Source organism: Variovorax sp. Root318D1, assembly GCF_001424835.1.
Lineage (GTDB): Bacteria > Pseudomonadota > Gammaproteobacteria > Burkholderiales > Burkholderiaceae_C > Variovorax.
Window position 1 is genome coordinate 212,956 of record NZ_LMCQ01000023.1, and the last position, 19,256, is coordinate 232,211.

17 protein-coding genes and 1 tRNA gene are annotated in these 19,256 nt (G+C 65.8%); 12 read left to right on the forward strand and 6 right to left on the reverse strand.

All coding sequences use genetic code 11. The annotated features are described in order from the left end of the window. The first annotated feature begins 133 nt into the window (after positions 1-133). The 4 genes from ASC78_RS21880 to ASC78_RS21895 are packed head-to-tail and all read left to right on the forward strand — an operon-like array spanning position 134 to position 3,643. Positions 134-1,117: a branched-chain amino acid ABC transporter permease gene (locus ASC78_RS21880; RefSeq protein WP_055806193.1), complete on the forward strand. Its 984-nt coding sequence runs from the start codon at positions 134-136 to the stop codon at positions 1,115-1,117. A gap of 16 nt (positions 1,118-1,133) precedes the next feature. Then, positions 1,134-2,201, forward strand: coding sequence for a branched-chain amino acid ABC transporter permease (locus ASC78_RS21885; protein ID WP_055806196.1), 1,068 nt, complete (start codon positions 1,134-1,136; stop codon positions 2,199-2,201). Further along, the gene (locus ASC78_RS21890) at positions 2,198-3,085 is read left to right on the forward strand and encodes an alpha/beta fold hydrolase (RefSeq protein ID WP_055806197.1); all 888 of its coding nucleotides are present in this window, start codon (positions 2,198-2,200) and stop codon (positions 3,083-3,085) included. Before ASC78_RS21885 ends, ASC78_RS21890 begins: the two co-directional genes overlap by 4 nt. Before the next feature lie 51 nt (positions 3,086-3,136). Then, positions 3,137-3,643, forward strand: a complete 507-nt coding sequence (locus tag ASC78_RS21895) for a DUF1993 domain-containing protein (protein ID WP_055806200.1) — start codon at positions 3,137-3,139, stop codon at positions 3,641-3,643. Here the strand turns inward: ASC78_RS21895 and hemH are convergent. Further along, complete coding sequence (gene hemH, locus ASC78_RS21900) at positions 3,640-4,674, reverse strand: ferrochelatase (RefSeq protein ID WP_055806204.1); 1,035 nt, start codon at positions 4,672-4,674, stop codon at positions 3,640-3,642. The two genes, ASC78_RS21895 and hemH, sit on opposite strands and share 4 nt — an antisense overlap. Positions 4,675-4,689: 15 nt before the next feature. Between hemH and ASC78_RS21905 the strand changes: the two genes are divergently transcribed. Next, complete coding sequence (locus ASC78_RS21905) at positions 4,690-5,421, forward strand: HAD family hydrolase (RefSeq protein ID WP_055806207.1); 732 nt, start codon at positions 4,690-4,692, stop codon at positions 5,419-5,421. Between the two features lie 9 nt (positions 5,422-5,430). Here the strand turns inward: ASC78_RS21905 and ASC78_RS21910 are convergent, their stop codons facing one another. From ASC78_RS21910 to hpnC, 5 genes are read right to left on the reverse strand one after another with little or no spacing between them, the layout of a single operon-like run. Next, positions 5,431-5,736, reverse strand: coding sequence for an NIPSNAP family protein (locus tag ASC78_RS21910; protein WP_055806209.1), 306 nt, complete (start codon positions 5,734-5,736; stop codon positions 5,431-5,433). Between the two features lie 35 nt (positions 5,737-5,771). Further along, positions 5,772-6,074: a hypothetical protein gene (locus ASC78_RS21915; protein WP_055806212.1), complete on the reverse strand. Its 303-nt coding sequence runs from the start codon at positions 6,072-6,074 to the stop codon at positions 5,772-5,774. Then, the gene (hpnE, locus tag ASC78_RS21920; protein WP_055806215.1) at positions 6,071-7,330 is read right to left on the reverse strand and encodes a hydroxysqualene dehydroxylase HpnE; all 1,260 of its coding nucleotides are present in this window, start codon (positions 7,328-7,330) and stop codon (positions 6,071-6,073) included. Before hpnE ends, ASC78_RS21915 begins: the two co-directional genes overlap by 4 nt. After that, the gene (gene hpnD, locus ASC78_RS21925) at positions 7,327-8,166 is read right to left on the reverse strand and encodes a presqualene diphosphate synthase HpnD (RefSeq protein WP_055806218.1); all 840 of its coding nucleotides are present in this window, start codon (positions 8,164-8,166) and stop codon (positions 7,327-7,329) included. The genes hpnE and hpnD overlap by 4 nt, the downstream gene beginning before the upstream one ends. Beyond that, on the reverse strand, positions 8,163-9,074 hold the full coding sequence (gene hpnC / locus ASC78_RS21930; RefSeq protein ID WP_055806220.1) for a squalene synthase HpnC: 912 nt from the start codon (positions 9,072-9,074) through the stop codon (positions 8,163-8,165). The genes hpnD and hpnC overlap by 4 nt, the downstream gene beginning before the upstream one ends. A gap of 71 nt (positions 9,075-9,145) precedes the next feature. Between hpnC and ASC78_RS21935 the strand changes: the two genes are divergently transcribed. The 7 genes from ASC78_RS21935 to clpX all read left to right on the forward strand — a co-directional run bounded on the left by ASC78_RS21935 (position 9,146) and on the right by clpX (position 19,172). Continuing rightward, a complete protein-coding gene (locus tag ASC78_RS21935) occupies positions 9,146-11,068 on the forward strand; it encodes a potassium transporter Kup (RefSeq protein ID WP_082517626.1) in 1,923 nt (640 codons plus the stop codon). Between the two features lie 100 nt (positions 11,069-11,168). Further along, complete coding sequence (locus tag ASC78_RS21940; RefSeq protein ID WP_055806223.1) at positions 11,169-12,362, forward strand: efflux RND transporter periplasmic adaptor subunit; 1,194 nt, start codon at positions 11,169-11,171, stop codon at positions 12,360-12,362. Then, a complete protein-coding gene (locus ASC78_RS21945; RefSeq protein WP_055806224.1) occupies positions 12,359-15,514 on the forward strand; it encodes an efflux RND transporter permease subunit in 3,156 nt (1,051 codons plus the stop codon). Before ASC78_RS21940 ends, ASC78_RS21945 begins: the two co-directional genes overlap by 4 nt. 100 nt (positions 15,515-15,614) lie before the next feature. Continuing rightward, positions 15,615-15,701 (forward strand) — tRNA-Leu (locus ASC78_RS21950). A 26-nt stretch (positions 15,702-15,727) separates the two neighbouring features. Further along, a complete protein-coding gene (gene tig, locus ASC78_RS21955; RefSeq protein WP_055806227.1) occupies positions 15,728-17,044 on the forward strand; it encodes a trigger factor in 1,317 nt (438 codons plus the stop codon). Between the two features lie 132 nt (positions 17,045-17,176). Beyond that, positions 17,177-17,785: an ATP-dependent Clp endopeptidase proteolytic subunit ClpP gene (gene clpP / locus ASC78_RS21960; protein WP_055806230.1), complete on the forward strand. Its 609-nt coding sequence runs from the start codon at positions 17,177-17,179 to the stop codon at positions 17,783-17,785. A gap of 121 nt (positions 17,786-17,906) precedes the next feature. After that, positions 17,907-19,172: an ATP-dependent Clp protease ATP-binding subunit ClpX gene (gene clpX / locus ASC78_RS21965; RefSeq protein ID WP_055806233.1), complete on the forward strand. Its 1,266-nt coding sequence runs from the start codon at positions 17,907-17,909 to the stop codon at positions 19,170-19,172. Positions 19,173-19,256 lie beyond the last annotated feature (84 nt).

Here is a 19,256-nt window from a genome sequence, read left to right on the forward strand (position 1 = left end):
CCCGCTCGCGGGAGAGGGCTAGGGTGAGGGCAGGCGGCCTGTGCAATGGTTATGCCGTCATGTTGGCGCCGCTGGCCCTCACCCCAACCCTCTCCCGCAAGCGGGAGAGGGAGCAAGAACGGGGAGCGCAGCAATGAAGGCACTCGACTTCGACTGGAAGCCGCTGCTTCTCGCGCCCATCCTCGCGCTGGCCGCGCTGCCGCTCACGGGCTCGTTCTCGACCTGGCTCACGCTCACGGTCGCGGGCCTGGCGATGGGCATGATCATCTTCATCATCGCCTCGGGCCTCACGCTGGTGTTCGGCCTCATGGACGTGCTCAACTTCGGCCACGGCGTGTTCATTGCGCTCGGCGCCTTCGTGGCCAGCAGCGTGCTCGGCCTGATGGGCGACTGGACCGGTTCGGGCGAGCTGTGGCGCAACCTCGTCGCCGTGTTCCCGGCGATGCTGGTCGCCATGGCGGTGGCCGGTGCGGTTGGACTCGCGTTCGAGCGCTTCATTGTGCGGCCCGTTTACGGCCAGCACCTGAAGCAGATCCTCATCACGATGGGCGGCATGATCATCGGCGAGGAGCTCATCAAGGTGATCTGGGGGCCGGCACAGGTGCCGCTGCCATTGCCCGAAGCCTTGCGCGGCTCGCTGCTGATCGGCGATGCGGCCATCAGCAAGTACCGCCTGCTTGCAGTGGCGGTGGGCATCGTGGTGTTCGGCCTGCTCGCATGGACGCTGGGCCGTACCAAGATCGGTCTCCTCATCCGCGCCGGCGTGCAGGACCGCGAGATGGTCGAGTCGCTCGGCTACCGCATCGGCCGGCTGTTCGTCGGCGTGTTTGTGGTGGGCAGCGCACTGGCCGGCCTGGGCGGCGTGATGTGGGGGCTGTTTCAGCAGAACCTGGTGCCGCAGATGGGCGCGCAGGTCAACGTGCTGATCTTCATCGTGATCATCATCGGTGGGCTCGGCTCGACGGGCGGCGCGCTGATCGGAGCGCTGCTGGTGGGGCTCATGACCAACTACATCGGCTTTCTGCTGCCCACGCTCACGCAGTTCGCGAGCATCCTGCTGATGGTGGCCGTGCTGCTGTGGCGGCCGCAGGGCGTGTACCCCGTGGCGAATCGTTGAGAAAGAAGAAGCCGCCATGTTCCTGAAACGACTTCTCTCCAACGACACGCCGAGGAGCCGCCTGCTGGCGCTGCTGCTGGTGGCGCTTTTCATCGCGCTGGCGTTCGCGCCGTTCATCTTCCCGGGCGTGAAGGCGCTCAGCGTCGCGGCCAAGATCCTCGTGTTCGTGGTGCTGGTCGCAAGCTTCGACCTGCTCTTGGGCTACACCGGCATCGTGAGCTTCGCCCACACGATGTTCTTCGGCATCGGCGCCTATGGCATCGCCATCTCGGCTTCACGGCTCGGGCCCAGCTGGGGCGCGGTGCTGCTGGGGCTCGCGGCGTCGCTCGCGATCTCCCTGGTGCTCTCGTTCGCCATCGGCCTGTTCTCGCTCAGGGTGCGCGCGATCTTCTTCGCAATGATCACGTTGGCGGTGGCTTCGGCGTTTCAGACGCTGGCTTCGCAGCTGTCGGATTTCACGGGCGGCGAAGACGGACTCACCTTCAAGCTGCCCGAGCTGATCTCGCCGAGCTTCGAGTTCTCCGAAGAACCCTTTCTGGGCGTCTCGCTCGATGGCCGCCTGCTGTGTTACTGCCTGCTGTTCGTGACCGCGGTGGTACTGGTGCTCGCGCTGCTGCGCATCGTGAATTCGCCCTTCGGCCGCGTGCTGCAGGCCATCCGCGAGAACGAGTTCCGCGCGGAGGCCATCGGCTACCGCGTGGTGGTGTACCGCACCACGGCAGCCGTGCTGTCGGCCCTGTTCGCCACGCTGGCCGGGGCGATGCTCGCGATCTGGCTGCGCTACAACGGACCCGACACTTCGCTGAGCTTCGAGATCATGATCGACGTGCTGCTGATCGTGGTGATCGGCGGCATGGGCACCATCTACGGCGCGGCCATCGGCGCGGTGCTGTTCGTTCTGGCGCAAAGCTATTTGCAAGACCTGCTGCGCGTGGGCAGCGAGGCCGCGAGCGGGTTGCCGTGGCTTGCGGCGCTGCTGTCGCCCGACCGCTGGCTGTTGTGGCTGGGAGTGCTGTTCGTGCTCTCGGTCTATTACTTTCCGACCGGCATCGTCGGCAAGCTGAGGGCGAGGGCTGCACGATGAGCAACGATCTTCCCGTTCCGGTGTCCCGCTACGCCCAGCTTGCGGGCCGCGAAATCCATTGGCTCGACTGGGGTGCGCCAGATGCCCCAGTGATCATCGCGTGGCATGGCCTCGCGCGCACCTGCCGCGACATGGACGAGCTGGCACAGCACTTTGCAGCGCGCGGCTTCCGCGTGATTTGCCCCGACACCATCGGCCGAGGGCTGAGCCAGTGGAGCACGTTGCCCGACGAGGAATACCAGCTCTCGTTCTACGCCCGCATGGCCGCTGCGCTGTGCGACGAGCTGCGCCTGGGCCGCGTGCATTGGGTCGGCACCTCGATGGGCGGCGCCGTTGGCACGGTCTGCGCGTCGGGCCTGTTCGAGCCGCGCATGAAGGCGCGCATTGCGAGCCTCACGCTCAACGACAACGCGCCGGAGCTCGCGCAGGCGGCCATCGAGCGCATCCGCGCATACGCCGGCGAACCGCCCGCATTCGACACCGTGGCCGAGCTCGAGCTTTTCTTTCGCACCGTCTACAAGCCCTATGGCTGGCTCAGCGATGCGCAATGGCGCCGCCTGACCGAAAGCTCCACCCGCCGCCTGCCCGACGGCCGCGTGACGCCGCACTATGACCCGGCGATGGTCCGGCAGTTCAGCGCGCATGACAACGACTACCTGATCTGGCCGCACTACGACGTCATCGAGGTGCCGGTGCTGTGCCTTCGCGGCGCCGAGTCGGACCTGGTGCTGCCCGAGGTCACGCAGCAGATGCAGCAGCGGGGGCCGGGCGCCGCGGGGTTGCTGAAGGTGATTGAAATCCAGGGGTGCGGCCACGCGCCTGCGCTCAACGTGCCGGAACAACTGGATCTGATTGAAGGGTTTATCCGGGCCGCCGGCCGCTAGGCGCGAGTCGGCGAGACAATCGCCGCCGATTCCAACCACAAGGATTTATCCATGGCGCTTTCGCTGTACGACCTTTCCGTGCCGGTCTTCTCGCGCGGGCTCGGCCAACTCACCCACGTGCTCGAGAAGAGCCTGGCGCACGCCAAGGCCAACGACATCGACCCGGCGACGCTGGTGGATGCCAGGCTCGCACCCGACATGATCCCGCTGGTTGGGCAGATCCAGCGCGCGAGCGATGCGTCGAAGCTCGGCGTGGCACGCATTTCGGGCGTCACGGCACCGAGCTTTCCCGATGAGGAAAAGACGTACGACGAACTGCTGGCCCGCATCGCGAAGACGCAGGCGTTTCTCTCCACCGTGGACCGTACGCTGATCGACGGCCAGGAGGAGCGCCAAGTGACCGTCAAGGTGCGCGAAAGCGAAGCGCATTTCACCGCGCAGCGCTACCTGCTCCAGTTCGCGCTGCCCAACTTCTTCTTCCACGTGACCACAGCCTACGACGTGCTGCGCCACAAGGGCATGCCCATCGGCAAGATGGACTACTTGGGCAAGTTCTAAGTACTGGCGGGGCGCTGCGTGGGCCAGCCCGCGAGGTTGCGTTCGGCAATGCCCGCCAGCGCGGTGATCCAGGCCGGGCTGTCGTTCAGGCACGGGATGTAGCTGAAGGCCTCGCCACCGGCATGCATGAAGGCCTCGCGGCCCTCCATCGCAATTTCTTCCAGCGTCTCCAGGCAGTCGGCCGGAAAGCCCGGGCACACCACGTCGACCCGCTTGACGCCGCTCGCGCCGAGTTCGCGCAGGGTGGGCTCGGTATAGGGCTCGAGCCACTTGGCGCGGCCGAAGCGCGACTGGAAGGTGACGCGGTGCTGCGCGGCCGAAAGCCCGAGGCGCGTGGCAAGTAGGCGCGCGGTTTCGAGGCACTGCGCCTGGTATGGATCACCGAGCGCGACGTTGCGCGCAGGAATACCGTGGAAGCTCATCAGCAGCACCTCGCCGCGGCCTTCGATCTTCCAGTGGCGCTCGATGCTTTGCGCAAGCGCCTCGATGTAGGCCGGATCGTCGTGGTACTGGTTCACGAAGCGGAACTCCGGAATCAGGCGCTGCCGGCGGCTCCAGTCGTTCACCGCATCGATCACGCTGGCCGTGGTGGTGGCCGAATATTGTGGATAGGCCTGCAGCACCAGCACGCGCGCTGCGCCTTCAGCCTTCAGCGCGTCGAGCCGCGAGGCGATCGAGGGGCTGGCGTAGCGCATTGCATCACGCACCAACACGCGGTGCCCGCGTTCGCCGAGCCAGCCGGCAAGCAGGGTGGCTTGCTTCTGTGTCCACACTTTGAGCGGCGACCCCTCGGCCATCCAGATGCTCGCGTACTTGGCGGCCGACTTGGCGGGCCGCACGCGCAGAATGATGCCGTACAGGATCACGGCCCAGAGCAGCTTCGGAATTTCGACCACGCGCGGATCGCCGAGAAATTCCGCAAGGTAGGACCGCACGGCGGGCGTGGTGGGGGCATCTGGCGAGCCGAGGTTGCACCAGAGTACGGCGGTGCGCGCGGCGATGGAACTGTTGTTCCCGTTGTCTTGAGGCATGCGATATTCTCGGGCATGACTTCCGTTTCCACGGCGCTGGCGGGCGCTGAGCCACTCGACATCAAGCGCATCTCCGCGATCTCGCTCGACCTGGACGACACCCTCTGGCCCATCTGGCCGACCATCGAACGTGCCGAGACCGTGCTGCAGGAATGGCTGCTGCGCGAAGCACCCAAGACCGCTTCGCTGCTGCTGAACCCCGGCGTTCTGCGCGAGTTGCGCGAAGCCACCGCCAAGGAACGTTCGGACCTTGCGCATGACCTGAGCGCGCTGCGCCGCGAATCGATCCGCACGGCGCTGAAGCGCTCGGGCGAAGATCCGGCGCTGGCCGATCCGGCCTTCGACGCCTTCTTTGCTGAGCGCCAGCGTGTGACGCTGTATGAAGACGCGCTGCCGGCGCTCAAGTGGCTCAGCGAGCGCTATCCGCTGGTGGCCATTTCGAACGGCAATGCCGACATCCACCTGACCGGCGTGGGCCGCTGGTTTCGCACCGCATTCAATGCGCGCGCCTTCGGCAGCGGCAAGCCGCATGCGCCGATATTTCGTGCTGCGGCCGCCTCGGTCGGCCTGCTGCCGAAGGACGTGCTGCACGTGGGCGACGACGCGGAGCTCGACGTGGTCGGCGCGCTCAATGCCGGCATGCAGGCCGCCTGGCTGGTGCGCGACGAGCGGCCGTGGGTGCACGGCGCGCGTCCGCAACTGATCGTGCCGAACCTCCACGCGCTGTGCGTGGCACTTGGCGCTTGAGTTCGCGCTCTACGAGAACACGGGCCGGAAGAAGCTGCGCTCGTAGCTGAGGATGCAGCGGGTGTCCTCGGCGTACTTGAACGCAGCCTGGCACTCGGCATCCTGCATCGAATCGGCGCGGTACTGCTCGTAGGCGGCGAAGCTCGGAAAGCTGAACATCGCGAGCGCCACATTGTTCGCACCCTCCGACGGCAGGAAATAGCCGTGGTGCTGGCCGCCGAATTTCTCGACCAGCGGGATCCAGAGCTTGCCGTAGTACTCGAATTCCTTGAGCTTGTACGGATCAACGATGTAGCGCAGGTAGCAGGTGACCATGTTTCTCTCAGTGAATGGGGGGCGGCAATCGGGTTTCAGTCCAACTTGAATTGCTCGCGCAGCGCCGCGCAGAAATCGGCGGTGCCGCTGAGCGAGAAGGTCACGGTGTCGAGGTCCGGCGTTTCCCGGGTCTGCTGCAAGTCAAAATCCCAGGCCGCTCCGTCTTCCAGCGCGCCTTGCGCATCCGGGAAGGTGGCGTTGGCCCAGGCCAGAAGTTCCGCGACTTCGGCCAGCACCTCGCGTGTTTTTTCGGGCGCGGTCGAGGCCATGGCGTCGAAGGTGCCGTGGCCTTCGGTGTCTTCGCTGTAGTCGAAATCCAGGTAGCGCAATTCGGTCATGGTGCTGTCAATGTGTTGGCGGCGGCCAGTCCGCTCAGGACTGCGCCTTCGAGTGTCGCGGGGTAGGGGCCTTCGGTGTAGTCGCCGCAAGCCTGCAACCCTGGAGCGATTTTCGTTGCCGGTCGAACAAGCCCGGGCGTGCAGGCAAAGGTGGCGCGCTTCTCGACCACGGTCTGGACGGGCTTGAGCGCGGTCTGGCCCAGCTGGGTTGCGGCTTGTGCCATGGCCTGATGCTCCAACGCCTCGCGCGGGGTTTCGTTCGCGCTGACGACCATGGCAAGCACGCCCTCGGGTCCGCCAAGCTGGCCACGGTCGAACACGAATTGCGCCGGTGCGGTGTCGGGGCGGCTGCGCAGTGCCAGCATCGGTTCCGCCAGCGGCGTGGCGCCGCGCAGATAGACCGTGGCGATGGCCTCGAAGCGCAAGGCCTCGGTGGTCTCGCACCAGTGTTGCGCCGGCAGGCCGGAAGCGCGGACGAGCCGCGCGGCGTCCCACGGCGCACAGGCCAGGACGACGCGGTCGAAGCGCTCGCCGTCGACTCGCCATGAAGTGCCGTCCGGCCAGATCGCGTGCACGCGGACGCCGATGCGCAGCGTGGCCTCATGTTGAGCGAGCCACGCCAGGGCCGCATCGGGAAACAGCGCGCCAAGGTCGACGCGCGGCAGCAGCAGGTCGGCGCCGCCGCTGCCGCTGAAGAGCGCATCGTGCAACACCCGCAGGAACACCTCGCCGCTCGATTGATCGATCGGCGTGTTGAGCGCGGAGACGCACAGCGGCTCGATCAGCTCTTCCATCACGCGCGGCGTGAGCCCGGCGCAGAGCGTGGCCACAGTCGTGCCCGGGTCGCAGCGAAACCCGCGCAGGCGCCACTGCACTGCGGTGCGCAGCAGCGTGGACTTGTCCCGCCACGACCAGCCGCGCGCCGTGAAGACGCCAGCCAGCAGATCGAGCGGCGCTGGCAGCCTCGACAGCTTCAGCCCGCCGCCGTCGGCAAAGCGCAGCGAGAGCGGCAACCGGAGCAGGGCCTTGTCGACGTCCACGCCCACGTCGCGCATCAGCTGCAAGGTGGCGGTGTAAGCGCCGATGAGGATGTGCTGCCCGTTGTCCAGCGTCAGCCCATGCATGTGGTCGACGCGCCGAGCGCGACCGCCCGCCATATGCGCGGTCTCGAACAGCGTCACGGCATGGCCGAGCCGCGTGGCTTCGACGGCGCAGGCGAGCCCGGCCCAGCCGGCGCCGATGACTGCGGTCTTCAAATGCTCCCCAGCGCCTGGACTTTCCATGCCAGCCAGAACTTGCGCACCGGCGTCAGGCTCACGCGCTGGTTCAGCACCTGGAAGTCGTCGCGCTCGATCTCGCGCAGCAGCGTGCGGTAGATGCTGGCCATCATGAGGCCGGGCTTTTGCGCACGGCGGTCCGCGGCGGGCAGCAACGCAAGGGCTTCGTCGTACGCCGCGTGCGCGCGCGCGGCCTGGAACTTCATGAGGGCGACGAAGCGCTCCGAATGCACGCGGTTGAGAATCTCGTGCGCCTTGACGTCGAACTTCTGCAACTCGTTCACGGGCAGGTAGATGCGGCCGCGCAGCGCGTCTTCGCCGACGTCGCGAATGATGTTGGTGAGCTGCAGCGCCAGACCGAGCTTGTGCGCATAGGCGGTGGTCTGCGGATCGGTCTGGCCGAAGATGCGCGCCGCGACTTCGCCCACCACGCCGGCCACCAGGTGGCAGTAGCGGGCAAGGCCTGGAAAGTCGAGGTAGCGGGTCTGGTCGAGGTCCATCTGGCAGCCTTCGATCACCTCGTTGAGCTGCCTGGGCTCGATGCCGTAGGCGGTGGCATGCGGCACCAGCGCCTGCATCACCGGGTGGCGCGGCGGGCCTGAAAAAGACTGCGCCACCTCGGTGCGCCACCAGGCGAGCTTGGTGGCCGCCACTCCGGGGTCGCTGACCTCGTCGACCACGTCGTCGATCTCGCGGCAGAAGGCATAGAACGCCGTGATCGCGGCGCGCCGTGGCTTGGGTAGGAACAGAAAGGCGTAATAGAAACTGCTGCCCGAGGCGGCGGCCTTGTCTTGTACGTATTGCTCGGGAGTCATCGGAGGGACGCTTTCATGGGCGGCAATTGTCTCCGCATCCGGAGCGCGCGCCAGGCCAGCAAGGGCGCATCGGTCTTGCTGATCTTGGGACGTTGCGAGAACGTGTCGAAGCCCAGGTCTTCGATCTTGTCGAGGATGCGCAAGCCGCCCTGGACCACGAAGCGCAGTTCCCAGCCGGCGCGGCCCGGCAGGCGGTGGACCAGCGGGGCGCCCTGGGCCATGAGTTCGCGCGCCCAGGCGCTTTCGACCGCGATCAGGTTGATGGCTTCCTGCGGCGGCGGCGCGTCGGCCACCGGCATGAAGGCCTTGAAGCTCTCGCGCGTCAGGCCGCGCCGGGCGCAGTCGGCCAGCGGCGGATAGAAGCGGCCGCGCGGCAGGTCCACGCTCGGGTCCTGCCAGAAGTTGATGAGTTGCAGGGCGCTGCAGATGGCGTCGCTTTGCGCCAGTGCCTCTGCGTCGTGCACGCCGTACAGATGCAGCAGCAGGCGGCCGACCGGGTTGGCGGAGCGGCGGCAGTAGTCGAGCAGCTCGGCACGGTCGGCGTAGGTTCCTCCGCCCTGCGTCTTCTCGATGTCCTGCATGAATGCGCTCAGCAGGTCGGCCAGCAATTCCTCGGGCAGCGCGAACTGCGCGATGCTGTACGCCAGCGGGCCGAAGACATGGGGCCAGCGCGAGTCGGCCGGCACGCTGCCGCGTGCGGCGGCGCGGAGCTCTTCGCGGTAGGCGCGCAGGTCAGCGAGCCGCTCTTCGGGCGAGGCATCGCCTTCGTCCGCGATGTCGTCCGCAGTGCGCGCGAAATGGTAGATCGCGGCAATAGGCGGCCGCAGATGAGGCGGGCACAGCCATGAGGCCACGGGAAAATTCTCGTAATGCGCCGGCGGCGCGGCAATGTGGGTAGGTTCAGGCACGCGGCGATTGTCCGCGACACGTGCCGCGCACTATGCTCGCGGCGTCACCTCCAATCCAATCTCCCGATTTCATGAATTCACAGGCACAGGTCCCCGCTGCCCAGAGTCCGACGCACGGCGAGGCGTCTCATGCGGCAGGGCCGGGCCTGACGATCGCGGCGCTGGGCGTGGTGTTTGGCGACATCGGCACCTCGCCGCTCTATGCGTTCAAGGAAACGCTGAACCCCGAGCACGGCGTCGCGTTCACGCCCGATTCGGTGCTGGGCCTGCTTTCGCTCATCTTCTGGGGCCTGATGTTCGTGGTTACGCTCAAGTACGTGGTGTTCGTTCTGCGCGCCGACCACGACGGCGAGGGCGGCATTCTTGCGCTGCAGGCGCTTGCCCGCAGCGCGGCGGGAGGCACGCAGGCCCGCCCATGGCTGTGGAATGCCATTGGGGCGCTCGGCCTGCTCGGCGCGGCCATGTTCTATGGCGACAGCCTGATCACCCCTGCCATTTCCGTGCTGTCGGCCGTGGAGGGGCTGGAGGTGCAGGCGCCGGTGCTGCAGCGCGCGGTGATCCCTATCACCATCCTCATCCTGCTCGGGCTCTTTGCGGTGCAGCGCAAGGGGACGGGGGCGGTGGGCAAGGTGTTCGGGCCGGTCATGCTGCTCTGGTTTGGGGTGCTGGCCCTCGCAGGCGGCTGGCAGGTGCTGCAGCACCCGCAAGTGCTGGGGGCGCTCGATCCGCGCCGGGCCATCGGCTTCTTGGTCGAGCACCGGCTGCAGTCACTGGCGGTGCTAGGCGCTGTTTTTCTCGCGTTTACCGGGGGCGAAGCGCTGTACGCCGACATGGGCCACTTCGGCACGCGGGCAATCCGGCTCGCCTGGCTCTTCATCGCGCTGCCGGGGTTGGTACTTAATTATTTCGGCCAAGGTGCGCTGGTGCTGGCGGATCCCGCGGCCGTCGACAACCCGTTCTTCCGGCTCTTTCCCGCCTGGGGCGTGGTGCCGATGGTGGTGCTGGCCGCCATGGCCACCGTGATTGCCTCGCAGGCCGTGATCTCGGGCGCCTTTTCGCTTACGGCGCACGCCATGCGCATGGGCTACCTGCCGCGCATGCGCGTGGTGCAGACCTCGGGCTCGTCCATCGGCCAGATCTATGTGCCGGTGGTCAACTGGCTGCTGATGACCGGGGTGCTGCTGCTGGTGCTGGGCTTTCGCAGTTCGGAGGCGCTGTCGGCGGCCTATGGCATTGCGGTGTCGATCACGATGGTCACCACCACGCTGCTGGCGGGAATCGTGGCCTGGGGCCTGTGGCGCTGGAACCGGGTGGCGGTGGTGCTCGGCGTGGCGGCTTTTGCCGTGGTCGACCTGACGTTCGTGGCGGCCAACAGCCTCAAGGTGACTGAAGGCGGCTGGCTCACGCTGGCCGTGGCGGCCGGGGTGCTGGTGCTTTTCACGAGTTGGGCAAAGGGTCGCCGGCTGGGTCTGGAGGCCGCCGCGGCCGAAAGCCTGCCCCTCAAGCCATTCTTCGAATCGCTCGCGCTCGATATGCCGCACCGGGTGAAGGGCACGGCGGTATTCCTGAATGCCGACGCTACGGCGGTGCCCCACGCATTGCTCCACAACCTCAAGCACAACCAGGTGCTGCATGAGCAGGTGATCGTGCTGCGCGTGCTGGTCTGCGACACCCCGCGCATCGACGCGCGCATCCGCATCGAGGCCGAGCACGTGATGGACGGGATCTGGGTAGTCACTGCGCGGCACGGCTTCATGGAGCGGCCCGACGTGCCCGAATTCATTCGGATATTCGCCTATCAGAAAGGGCTGGCCATCGATTCGATGAAGACCTCGTACTTCGTCTCGCGTGCCTCGGTCGGGGAGGAGAACCTTCCGGGCATGAACCCGGTTCGCCGCGCGCTCTTCGGCTGGCTCCAGCGCAATTCGGGCAGGGCGTCCGACTATTTCGAGCTTCCCGACAACCGCCTGGTCGAGATGGGGCAGAGAACCTAGCGATTCATTGAAGACCGCGATTGACAGTCCTTGAGGTTTACCCTAAATTACTAACCAGTGGGTCAGTAATGACCAAGGTTCGACCTTTCCAGGGTGTCTCATGACCGCCTCTTCCGGCTTTTCTCCTGCCCGCGGCGCCATTGCATGGCTGCTGCTTCCCGCCTTGTTCCTGGCCGGCTGTTCGCAGTCGAAACCAGCCGAGGAACCCGTGCGTGCGGTCAAGCTGGTGACGGTGGGCACCAGCGACATCGACGCCCAGCCCGAGTTCTCGGCCGAGGTTCGGGCCCGGGTCGAATCGCGTCTGGGATTCCGGGTGGCGGGCAAGATCACCAAGCGCCAGGCCGAACTCGGCCAGCACGTACAGGCCGGCCAGGTGCTGGCCCAGCTCGACCCGCAGGACTACAGGCTGGCAGCCGAAGCGGCGCGCGCCCAACTGGCCGCGGCGCAGACCAACCGCGATCTCGCGGCGGCGGACCTCAAGCGCTACCGCGAACTGCGTGAGCAGAACTTCATCAGCGGCGCCGAGCTGGAACGCCGCGAGTCCACCTGGAAGGCCGCACAGGCGCAGCTCGAACAGGCGCAGGCCCAACTTTCGTCGCAAGGCAACCAGGCGAGCTACACCACGCTGGTGGCCGACGTGGCCGGGATCATTACCGCCATCGAAGCCGAGCCGGGCCAGGTGGTGCAGGCCGGCACGCCGGTCGTCCGCATCGCGCAGGACGGCGCGCGCGACGTGGTGTTTGCGGTGCCCGAAGACCGCGCTGCCCTGATCAAGCCAGGCTCGCCGGTCACGGTGCGCGGCTGGTCGGGCGGCGCAGAACTGCAGGGCGAGGTGCGCGAAGTGGCGGCCAGCGCTGACGCGGTCACGCGCACCTATTCAGTCAAGGTGGCGATCGACGCAGCCACGTCGCCGGCGCTCGGCGCCACCGTCTATGCCCGCCCGCAGGCATTGGCGCGCGCAGGCGGCGCGGTCATGAAGCTCCCGACCAGCGCGCTGCGCCAGGAGGGCAAGGGCACCTCGGTGTGGGTGCTGGACAAGGCGACCATGACCGTGCGCTCGCAGCCCGTGCAGGTGGCCACGGCCGACGGCAACGAGGCCGTGATCGGCGGCGGGCTCGCGCCCGGAATGATGGTGGTGGCCGCGGGCGTGCACGTGCTCTCACCGGGACAGAAGGTCACCATCTACCAGAGCAAGGAGGCCGCCGCGGCGGCCGCCAATGCGACGCAGCCCGCGCAATCCGCCGCGGCCGTTTCGGCCACGAAGAAGGAGATCGCAGCAGGTGCTGCCAAATGAGCGAGGGCACTGCGACCACCGACAAGCCCGCAGGCTTCAATCTCTCCAAATGGGCGCTGGATCACGCGCCCCTCACGCGCTACCTGATGGTGGTGCTGATGGTGCTGGGAGCCTTTGCCTACTTCCAGCTCGGCCAGGACGAAGACCCGCCGTTCACCTTCCGTGCCATGGTGGTGCGCACCTACTGGCCCGGCGCCACGGCGCAGCAGGTGGCCGAGCAGGTGACCGACAAGCTGGAGCGCTCTTTGCAGGAGGCGCCCTATGCCGACAAGATCCGCAGCTATTCGAAGCCCGGCGAGTCGCAGATCATTTTCCAGATCAAGGATTCGTCCAAGCCGGGCGACGTGGCCAACGTCTGGTACACGGTGCGCAAGAAGATCGGCGACATCCGCAACACCTTGCCGCCGGGCATCCAGGGACCGTTCTTCAATGACGATTTCGGCGATGTCTATGGCGTGATCTATGCGCTGGAGAGCGACGGCTTCAGCTACGCCGAACTCAAGACCCTGGCCGACGAAGTGCGCCAGCAATTGCTGCGCGTGAAAGACGTCGCCAAGGTCGACCAGTTCGGCGTGCAGGACGAAAAGGTCTACATCGAGATCTCGCAGAAGCGCGTAGCACAGCTGGGACTCGACTTCAACGCGGTGCTGGCCCAGCTGGGCTCGCAGAACGCGGTGGAAAGCGCCGGGACGATCCAGTCGCCACTCGACGTGGTTCAGGTGCGCGTGGCAGGGCAGTTCACCAGCGTGGAGCAGCTGCGCGACATGCCGATCCGCGGCAGTTCTGGCAACCAGCTGAAGCTCGGCGACATTGCCGAGATTCACCGCGGTTACGTCGATCCGCCAGCCGTCAAGGTGCACCACCAGGGCAAGGAAGTCATTGCGCTCGGCGTCTCCATGGCCAAGGGCGGCGACATCATCGCGCTGGGCGAGGCGCTGCGCGCCACCACGGCAACCATCGACCAGCGCCTGCCGGCCGGCGTCAAGCTGGCGCAGGTGCAGGACCAACCGGTGTCGGTGGCCAGTTCGGTCAATGAATTCGTCGGCGTGCTGATCGAAGCGGTGGCCATCGTGCTGGCTGTGAGCATCATCTCGCTCGGCCTGCACAAGGGCGGGCGCTTCGGCTGGTACATCGACATGCGGCCGGGGCTGGTGGTTGCCATCACCATTCCCCTGGTGCTGGCCGTGACCTTCCTGGCGATGAACTACTTCGGCATCGGGCTGCACAAGATATCGCTGGGCTCGCTGATCATCGCGCTCGGCCTCTTGGTGGACGACGCGATCATCGCGGTCGAGATGATGGTGCGGAAGATGGAGGAGGGCTACGACAAGGTCCGTGCCGCCACCTTTGCCTATGACGTGACGGCCAAGCCCATGCTCACCGGCACGCTCATCACTGCGGCGGGCTTCCTGCCGATCGGCATTGCCAAGTCTGTGACGGGCGAATACACCTTCGCGATCTTCGCGGTGACCGTGATCGCGCTGGTGCTGTCGTGGATCGTCTCGGTGTACTTCGTGCCTTACCTGGGCACGCTGCTGCTCAAGGTGAAGCCGCACGATCCCAATGCGCCGCCGCACGAGCTGTTCGACACGCCGTTCTACAACACCTTTCGCCGCACGGTGAATTGGTGCGTGCAGCACCGCTGGCTGACCATCGGCGCCACGGTGCTCATCTTTGCGCTGGGCATCGTCGGCATGGGCAAGGTGCAGCAGCAGTTCTTCCCGGATTCGAGCCGGCCCGAGATCATGGTGGACATCTGGTTCCCGGAGGGCACCTCGTTCCCCGCGAACGAAGAGGTTGCCAAGCGGGTCGAGCAGCGCATCATGAAGGAAGAGGGTGTGAAGACGGTCAGCACCTGGATCGGCTCCGGCGTGCCGCGCTTCTACCTGCCGCTCGACCAGGTGTTTCCGCAGACCAACGTGTCGCAGCTCATCGTGCTGGCCAAGGACCTGAAGGTGCGGGAGAGTTTGCGCATCAAGCTTCCGGCCCTGCTGGCGCAGGAATTTCCTGAAGTGCGCGGCCGCGTGAAGCTGTTGCCCAACGGGCCGCCGGTGCCGTATCCGGTGCAGTTCCGCGTCATCGGCACCGAGCCCGCCCAGCTGCGCGCGCATGCCGACGAGGTCAAGGCCGTGCTGCGCGAGAACACGAACATGCGCGGCGTGAACGACAACTGGAACGAATCGGTCAAGGTGATCCGGCTCGAGGTCGACCAGGCCAAGGCGCGCGCGCTCGGCGTCACCAGCCAGGCGATCGCACAGGCGTCCAAGACGATGTTCTCGGGCACCACGGTGGGCCAGTACCGCGAGAACGACTTGCTGATCGACATCGTGCTGCGACAGTCGGCGGACGAGCGCGAGGCCATCTCGGACATCGGCAACGCCTACCTGCCCACCACCTCGGGCCGCTCGATTCCGTTGACGCAGATTGCGCGGCCCGTGTTCAGCTGGGAGCCCGGCGTGATGTGGCGCGAGAACCGCGACTACGCCATCACGGTGCAGGGCGACGTGGTCGAGGGCCTGCAGGGCGCCACGGTGACCGAGCAGCTGTTGCCGAAGCTGCGCCAGCTCGAAGCCGGCTGGCACGCGGCCGGGCAGGGCGGCTACCGCATCGAGGTCGCCGGCGCGGTCGAGGAAAGCAGCAAGGGCTCGGCCTCCATCGTCGCGGGCGTTCCGATCATGCTGTTCGTGGTGTTCACGCTGCTGATGCTGCAGCTGCACAGTTTCAGCCGCTCGCTGCTGGTGTTCATCACCGGCCCGATGGGCATTGCCGGCGTGGCGGGTGCGCTGCTGCTGCTGAACCGGCCCTTCGGCTTCGTGGCGCTTCTGGGCGTGATTGCGCTGATGGGCATGATCCAGCGTAACGCGGTGATCCTGATCGACCAGATTGAAAGTGACCGCGAGGCGGGCGTGCCGGCCTGGGACGCCATCGTCGAATCAGCCGTGCGGCGCCTGCGTCCCATCGTGCTCACGGCCGCGGCGGCCGTGCTGGCGATGATCCCGCTGTCTCGCAGCGTGTTCTGGGGCCCGATGGCCGTGGCCATCATGGGCGGCCTGATCGTGGCGACGGTATTGACCCTGCTGGCGCTGCCGGCAATGTATGCCGCGGCGTTCCGCGTCAAGCGGGAGCCAAAAGAGCCTCCGATTAGCGCTTAAAATACGCGGTTGACCGATTTCAGGCGGACGGTCTTTGGGCTTCGGTTCTCCGTGGCACCAGGGCCGTCCGCTTTTGCATTCACCTGAAAAAATTGGCATAGCGCGGGTGGCGAAATTGGTAGACGCACCAGGTTTAGGTCCTGACGTTCGCAAGAACGTGCCGGTTCGAGTCCGGCCCCGCGCACCAGCCACACCCCTCACAAGGAAGACACCATGACCGTGACCGTTGAAACTCTCGAGAAGCTCGAACGCAAGATCACGCTGACCCTGCCGGTCGGCACCATCCAGTCCGAAGTCGATTCGCGCCTCAAGAAGCTCGCGCGCACCGTCAAGATGGACGGCTTCCGTCCGGGCAAGGTGCCAATGAACGTCGTGGCCCAGCGCTATGGCTACTCGGTGCACTACGAAGTCATGAACGACAAGGTCGGTGAGGCCTTCTCGCAAGCCGCCAACGAAGCCAAGCTGCGCGTGGCCGGCCAGCCCCGCATCACCGAGAAGGAAGAGTCGCCCGAAGGCCAGCTGGCCTTCGACGCCGTCTTCGAAGTGTTCCCCGAAGTCAAGATCAACGACCTGTCGGGCGCCGAAGTCGAGAAGCTCTCGGCCGAAGTGGGCGACGACGCGATCGACAAGACGCTCGACATCCTGCGCCGCCAGCGCCGCACCTTCGCCCAGCGTGCGCAAGACGCCGTGGTGCAAGACGACGACCGCGTGACGGTCGATTTCGAAGGCAAGATCGACGGCGAGCCGTTCCAGGGCGGCAAGGCCGAAGACTTCCAGTTCATCGTCGGCGAAGGCCAGATGCTGAAGGAATTCGAAGATGCCGTGCGCGGCATGAAGGCTGGCGACAGCCGCACCTTCCCGCTGTCGTTCCCGGCCGACTACCACGGCAAGGACGTGGCCGGCAAGCAAGCCGACTTCATGGTCACCGTGAAGAAGATCGAGGCTTCGCACCTGCCCGAAGTCAACGAACAGCTCGCCAAGTCGCTCGGCATTGCCGAAGCCACGGTCGAGGGCCTGCGCGCCGACATCAAGAAGAACCTCGAGCGCGAGGTGAAGTTCCGCCTGCTGGCCCGCAACAAGAACGCCGTGATGGACACCCTCGTGGCCAACGCCGAGCTCGACCTGCCGAACGCCAGCGTGCAGTCCGAAGTGAACCGCATGGTCGAAGGCGCCCGCGCCGAGCTCAAGCAGCGCGGCATCAAGGACGCCGACAAGGCCCCGATTCCCGACGAAGTGTTCCGTCCCCAAGCCGAGCGCCGTGTGCGCCTGGGCCTCGTGGTGGCCGAACTGGTGCGCGCCAACAACCTGCAGGCCAAGCCCGAGCAGATCAAGGCCCACATCGACGAGCTGGCCGCCAGCTACGAAAAGCCGGCCGACGTGGTGCGCTGGTATTTCAGCGACAACAACCGCCTGGCCGAAGTCGAAGCCGTGGTGATCGAGAACAACGTGACCGAATTCGTGCTCGCCAAGGCCAAGGTCAACGAGAAGTCGGTCACGTTCGACGAACTGATGGCGCAGCAGCAGGGCTGAGCGCCGGGCCGTCCGGCCTGTGCCGCCGCCCGCGACGCCAATGGGGCTTGTGCTTTGCGGCACGAGCCCCATTTCACTCAGGCGTACAGTTAAATTCGAACAGCGAACGAACCCCTTCCGGAGAGCAAATCAATGAGCGCACAGGAAATCACAGGCCTCGGCATGATCCCGATGGTCATCGAGCAGTCGGGCCGCGGCGAGCGGTCCTACGACATCTACTCGCGTCTTCTCAAGGAACGCATCATTTTCCTGGTGGGCGAGGTCAACGACCAGACCGCCAACCTCGTGGTGGCGCAGCTGCTGTTCCTGGAGAGCGAGAACCCGGACAAGGACATTTCGTTCTACATCAACTCCCCGGGCGGCAGCGTGAGCGCCGGCATGGCCATCTACGACACCATGCAGTTCATCAAGCCCGACGTGTCGACGATGTGCATCGGTTTTGCAGCCAGCATGGGCGCCTTCCTGTTGGCGGCCGGTGAAAAGGGCAAGCGCTTTTCGTTGCCCAATTCGAAGATCATGATTCACCAGGTGCTCGGCGGCGCGCGCGGCCAGGCGACGGACATCGAGATCCATGCCCGCGACATTCTGCGCACCAAGGACCAGATGAACCGCATCCTGGCCGAACGCACGGGCCAGCCGCTCGAAAAAGTCAAGTCGGACACCGAACGCGACTATTTCCTGACCGCTGACGAAGCCAAGGACTACGGCCTGGTCGACCAGGTCATTGCCAAGCGCGGTTGATCGGTAAAACCTGCGCCAAGGCGCCGGTGGCGCCAAAAAGGCAAAAGCGGCGTTTTCCACAAGGGAAACGCCGTTTTTGTTTCGTTATCATTGTCCCTACCCCTTTACGAGGCACCTGTCCATGGCCGATAAAAAAGGCTCCTCCAGCGAAAAAACGCTTTATTGCTCGTTCTGCGGCAAGAGCCAGCATGAGGTCAAGAAGCTGATCGCGGGCCCTTCGGTCTTCATTTGCGACGAGTGCATCGACCTTTGCAACGAAATCATCCGCGACGAGCTCCCGGCCGGTGAAGAGGCGCGCGAGGCGCGCAGCGACCTGCCCACGCCGCTGGAGATCAAGACCAACCTCGACAACTACGTGATCGGCCAGGAGCCGGCCAAGCGAATGCTGTCGGTGGCGGTCTACAACCACTACAAGCGCCTGCGCCACAAGGAAAAGGCCAAGGGCGACGACGTCGAGCTCAGCAAGAGCAACATCCTCTTGATCGGGCCCACGGGCTCGGGCAAGACGCTGCTGGCGCAAACACTGGCGCGCATGCTCGACGTGCCCTTCGTCATGGCCGATGCCACCACGCTGACCGAAGCCGGCTATGTGGGCGAAGACGTCGAGAACATCATCCAGAAGCTGCTGCAGAGCTGCAACTACGAGGTCGAGCGGGCCCAGCGCGGCATTGTCTACATCGACGAAATCGACAAGATTTCGCGCAAGTCGGACAACCCCTCCATCACCCGCGACGTGTCGGGCGAGGGCGTGCAGCAGGCGCTCCTGAAGCTCATCGAAGGCACCATGGCCAGCGTGCCGCCCCAGGGCGGGCGCAAGCACCCGAACCAGGACTTCCTGCAGATCGACACGACCAACATCCTGTTCATTTGCGGCGGCGCCTTTGCCGGCCTCGAGAAGGTCATCGAAAACCGCACCGAGGCCTCGGGCATCGGCTTCGGCGCCTCGGTCAAGAGCAAGGCGCAGCGCAGCATCACCGAGGTGTTCCGCGAAGTCGAGCCCGAAGACCTGATCAAGTTCGGCCTCATTCCCGAACTCGTGGGCCGCATGCCCGTAGTGGCTTCGCTGGCCGAGCTCAGCGAAGACGCGCTGGTGCAGATCCTGACCGAGCCCAAGAACGCCGTCGTCAAGCAGTTCACCAAGCTGCTGCAGATGGAAGGCGTCGACCTCGAGATCCGTCCCGCGGCGCTCAAGGCCATTGCGCGCAAGGCGCTGGCGCGCAAGACTGGCGCGCGCGGATTGCGCTCCATCCTCGAGCAGTCGCTGATCGACACCATGTTCGAGCTGCCGAATGCCACCAACGTCGACAAGGTTGTGGTCGAAGAATCCACAATCGATGAAAACAAGCCGCCGCTGCTCGTGTACCGCGAGGCGGCCAAGAAGGCCTGAGTGAACGCGGCGCCGGCGCTTTCCACCGAGGCCGCCGGCGCCTTCGACAAAGAACGGGTGCACGGGCTTGAAATGCCCGCAGGC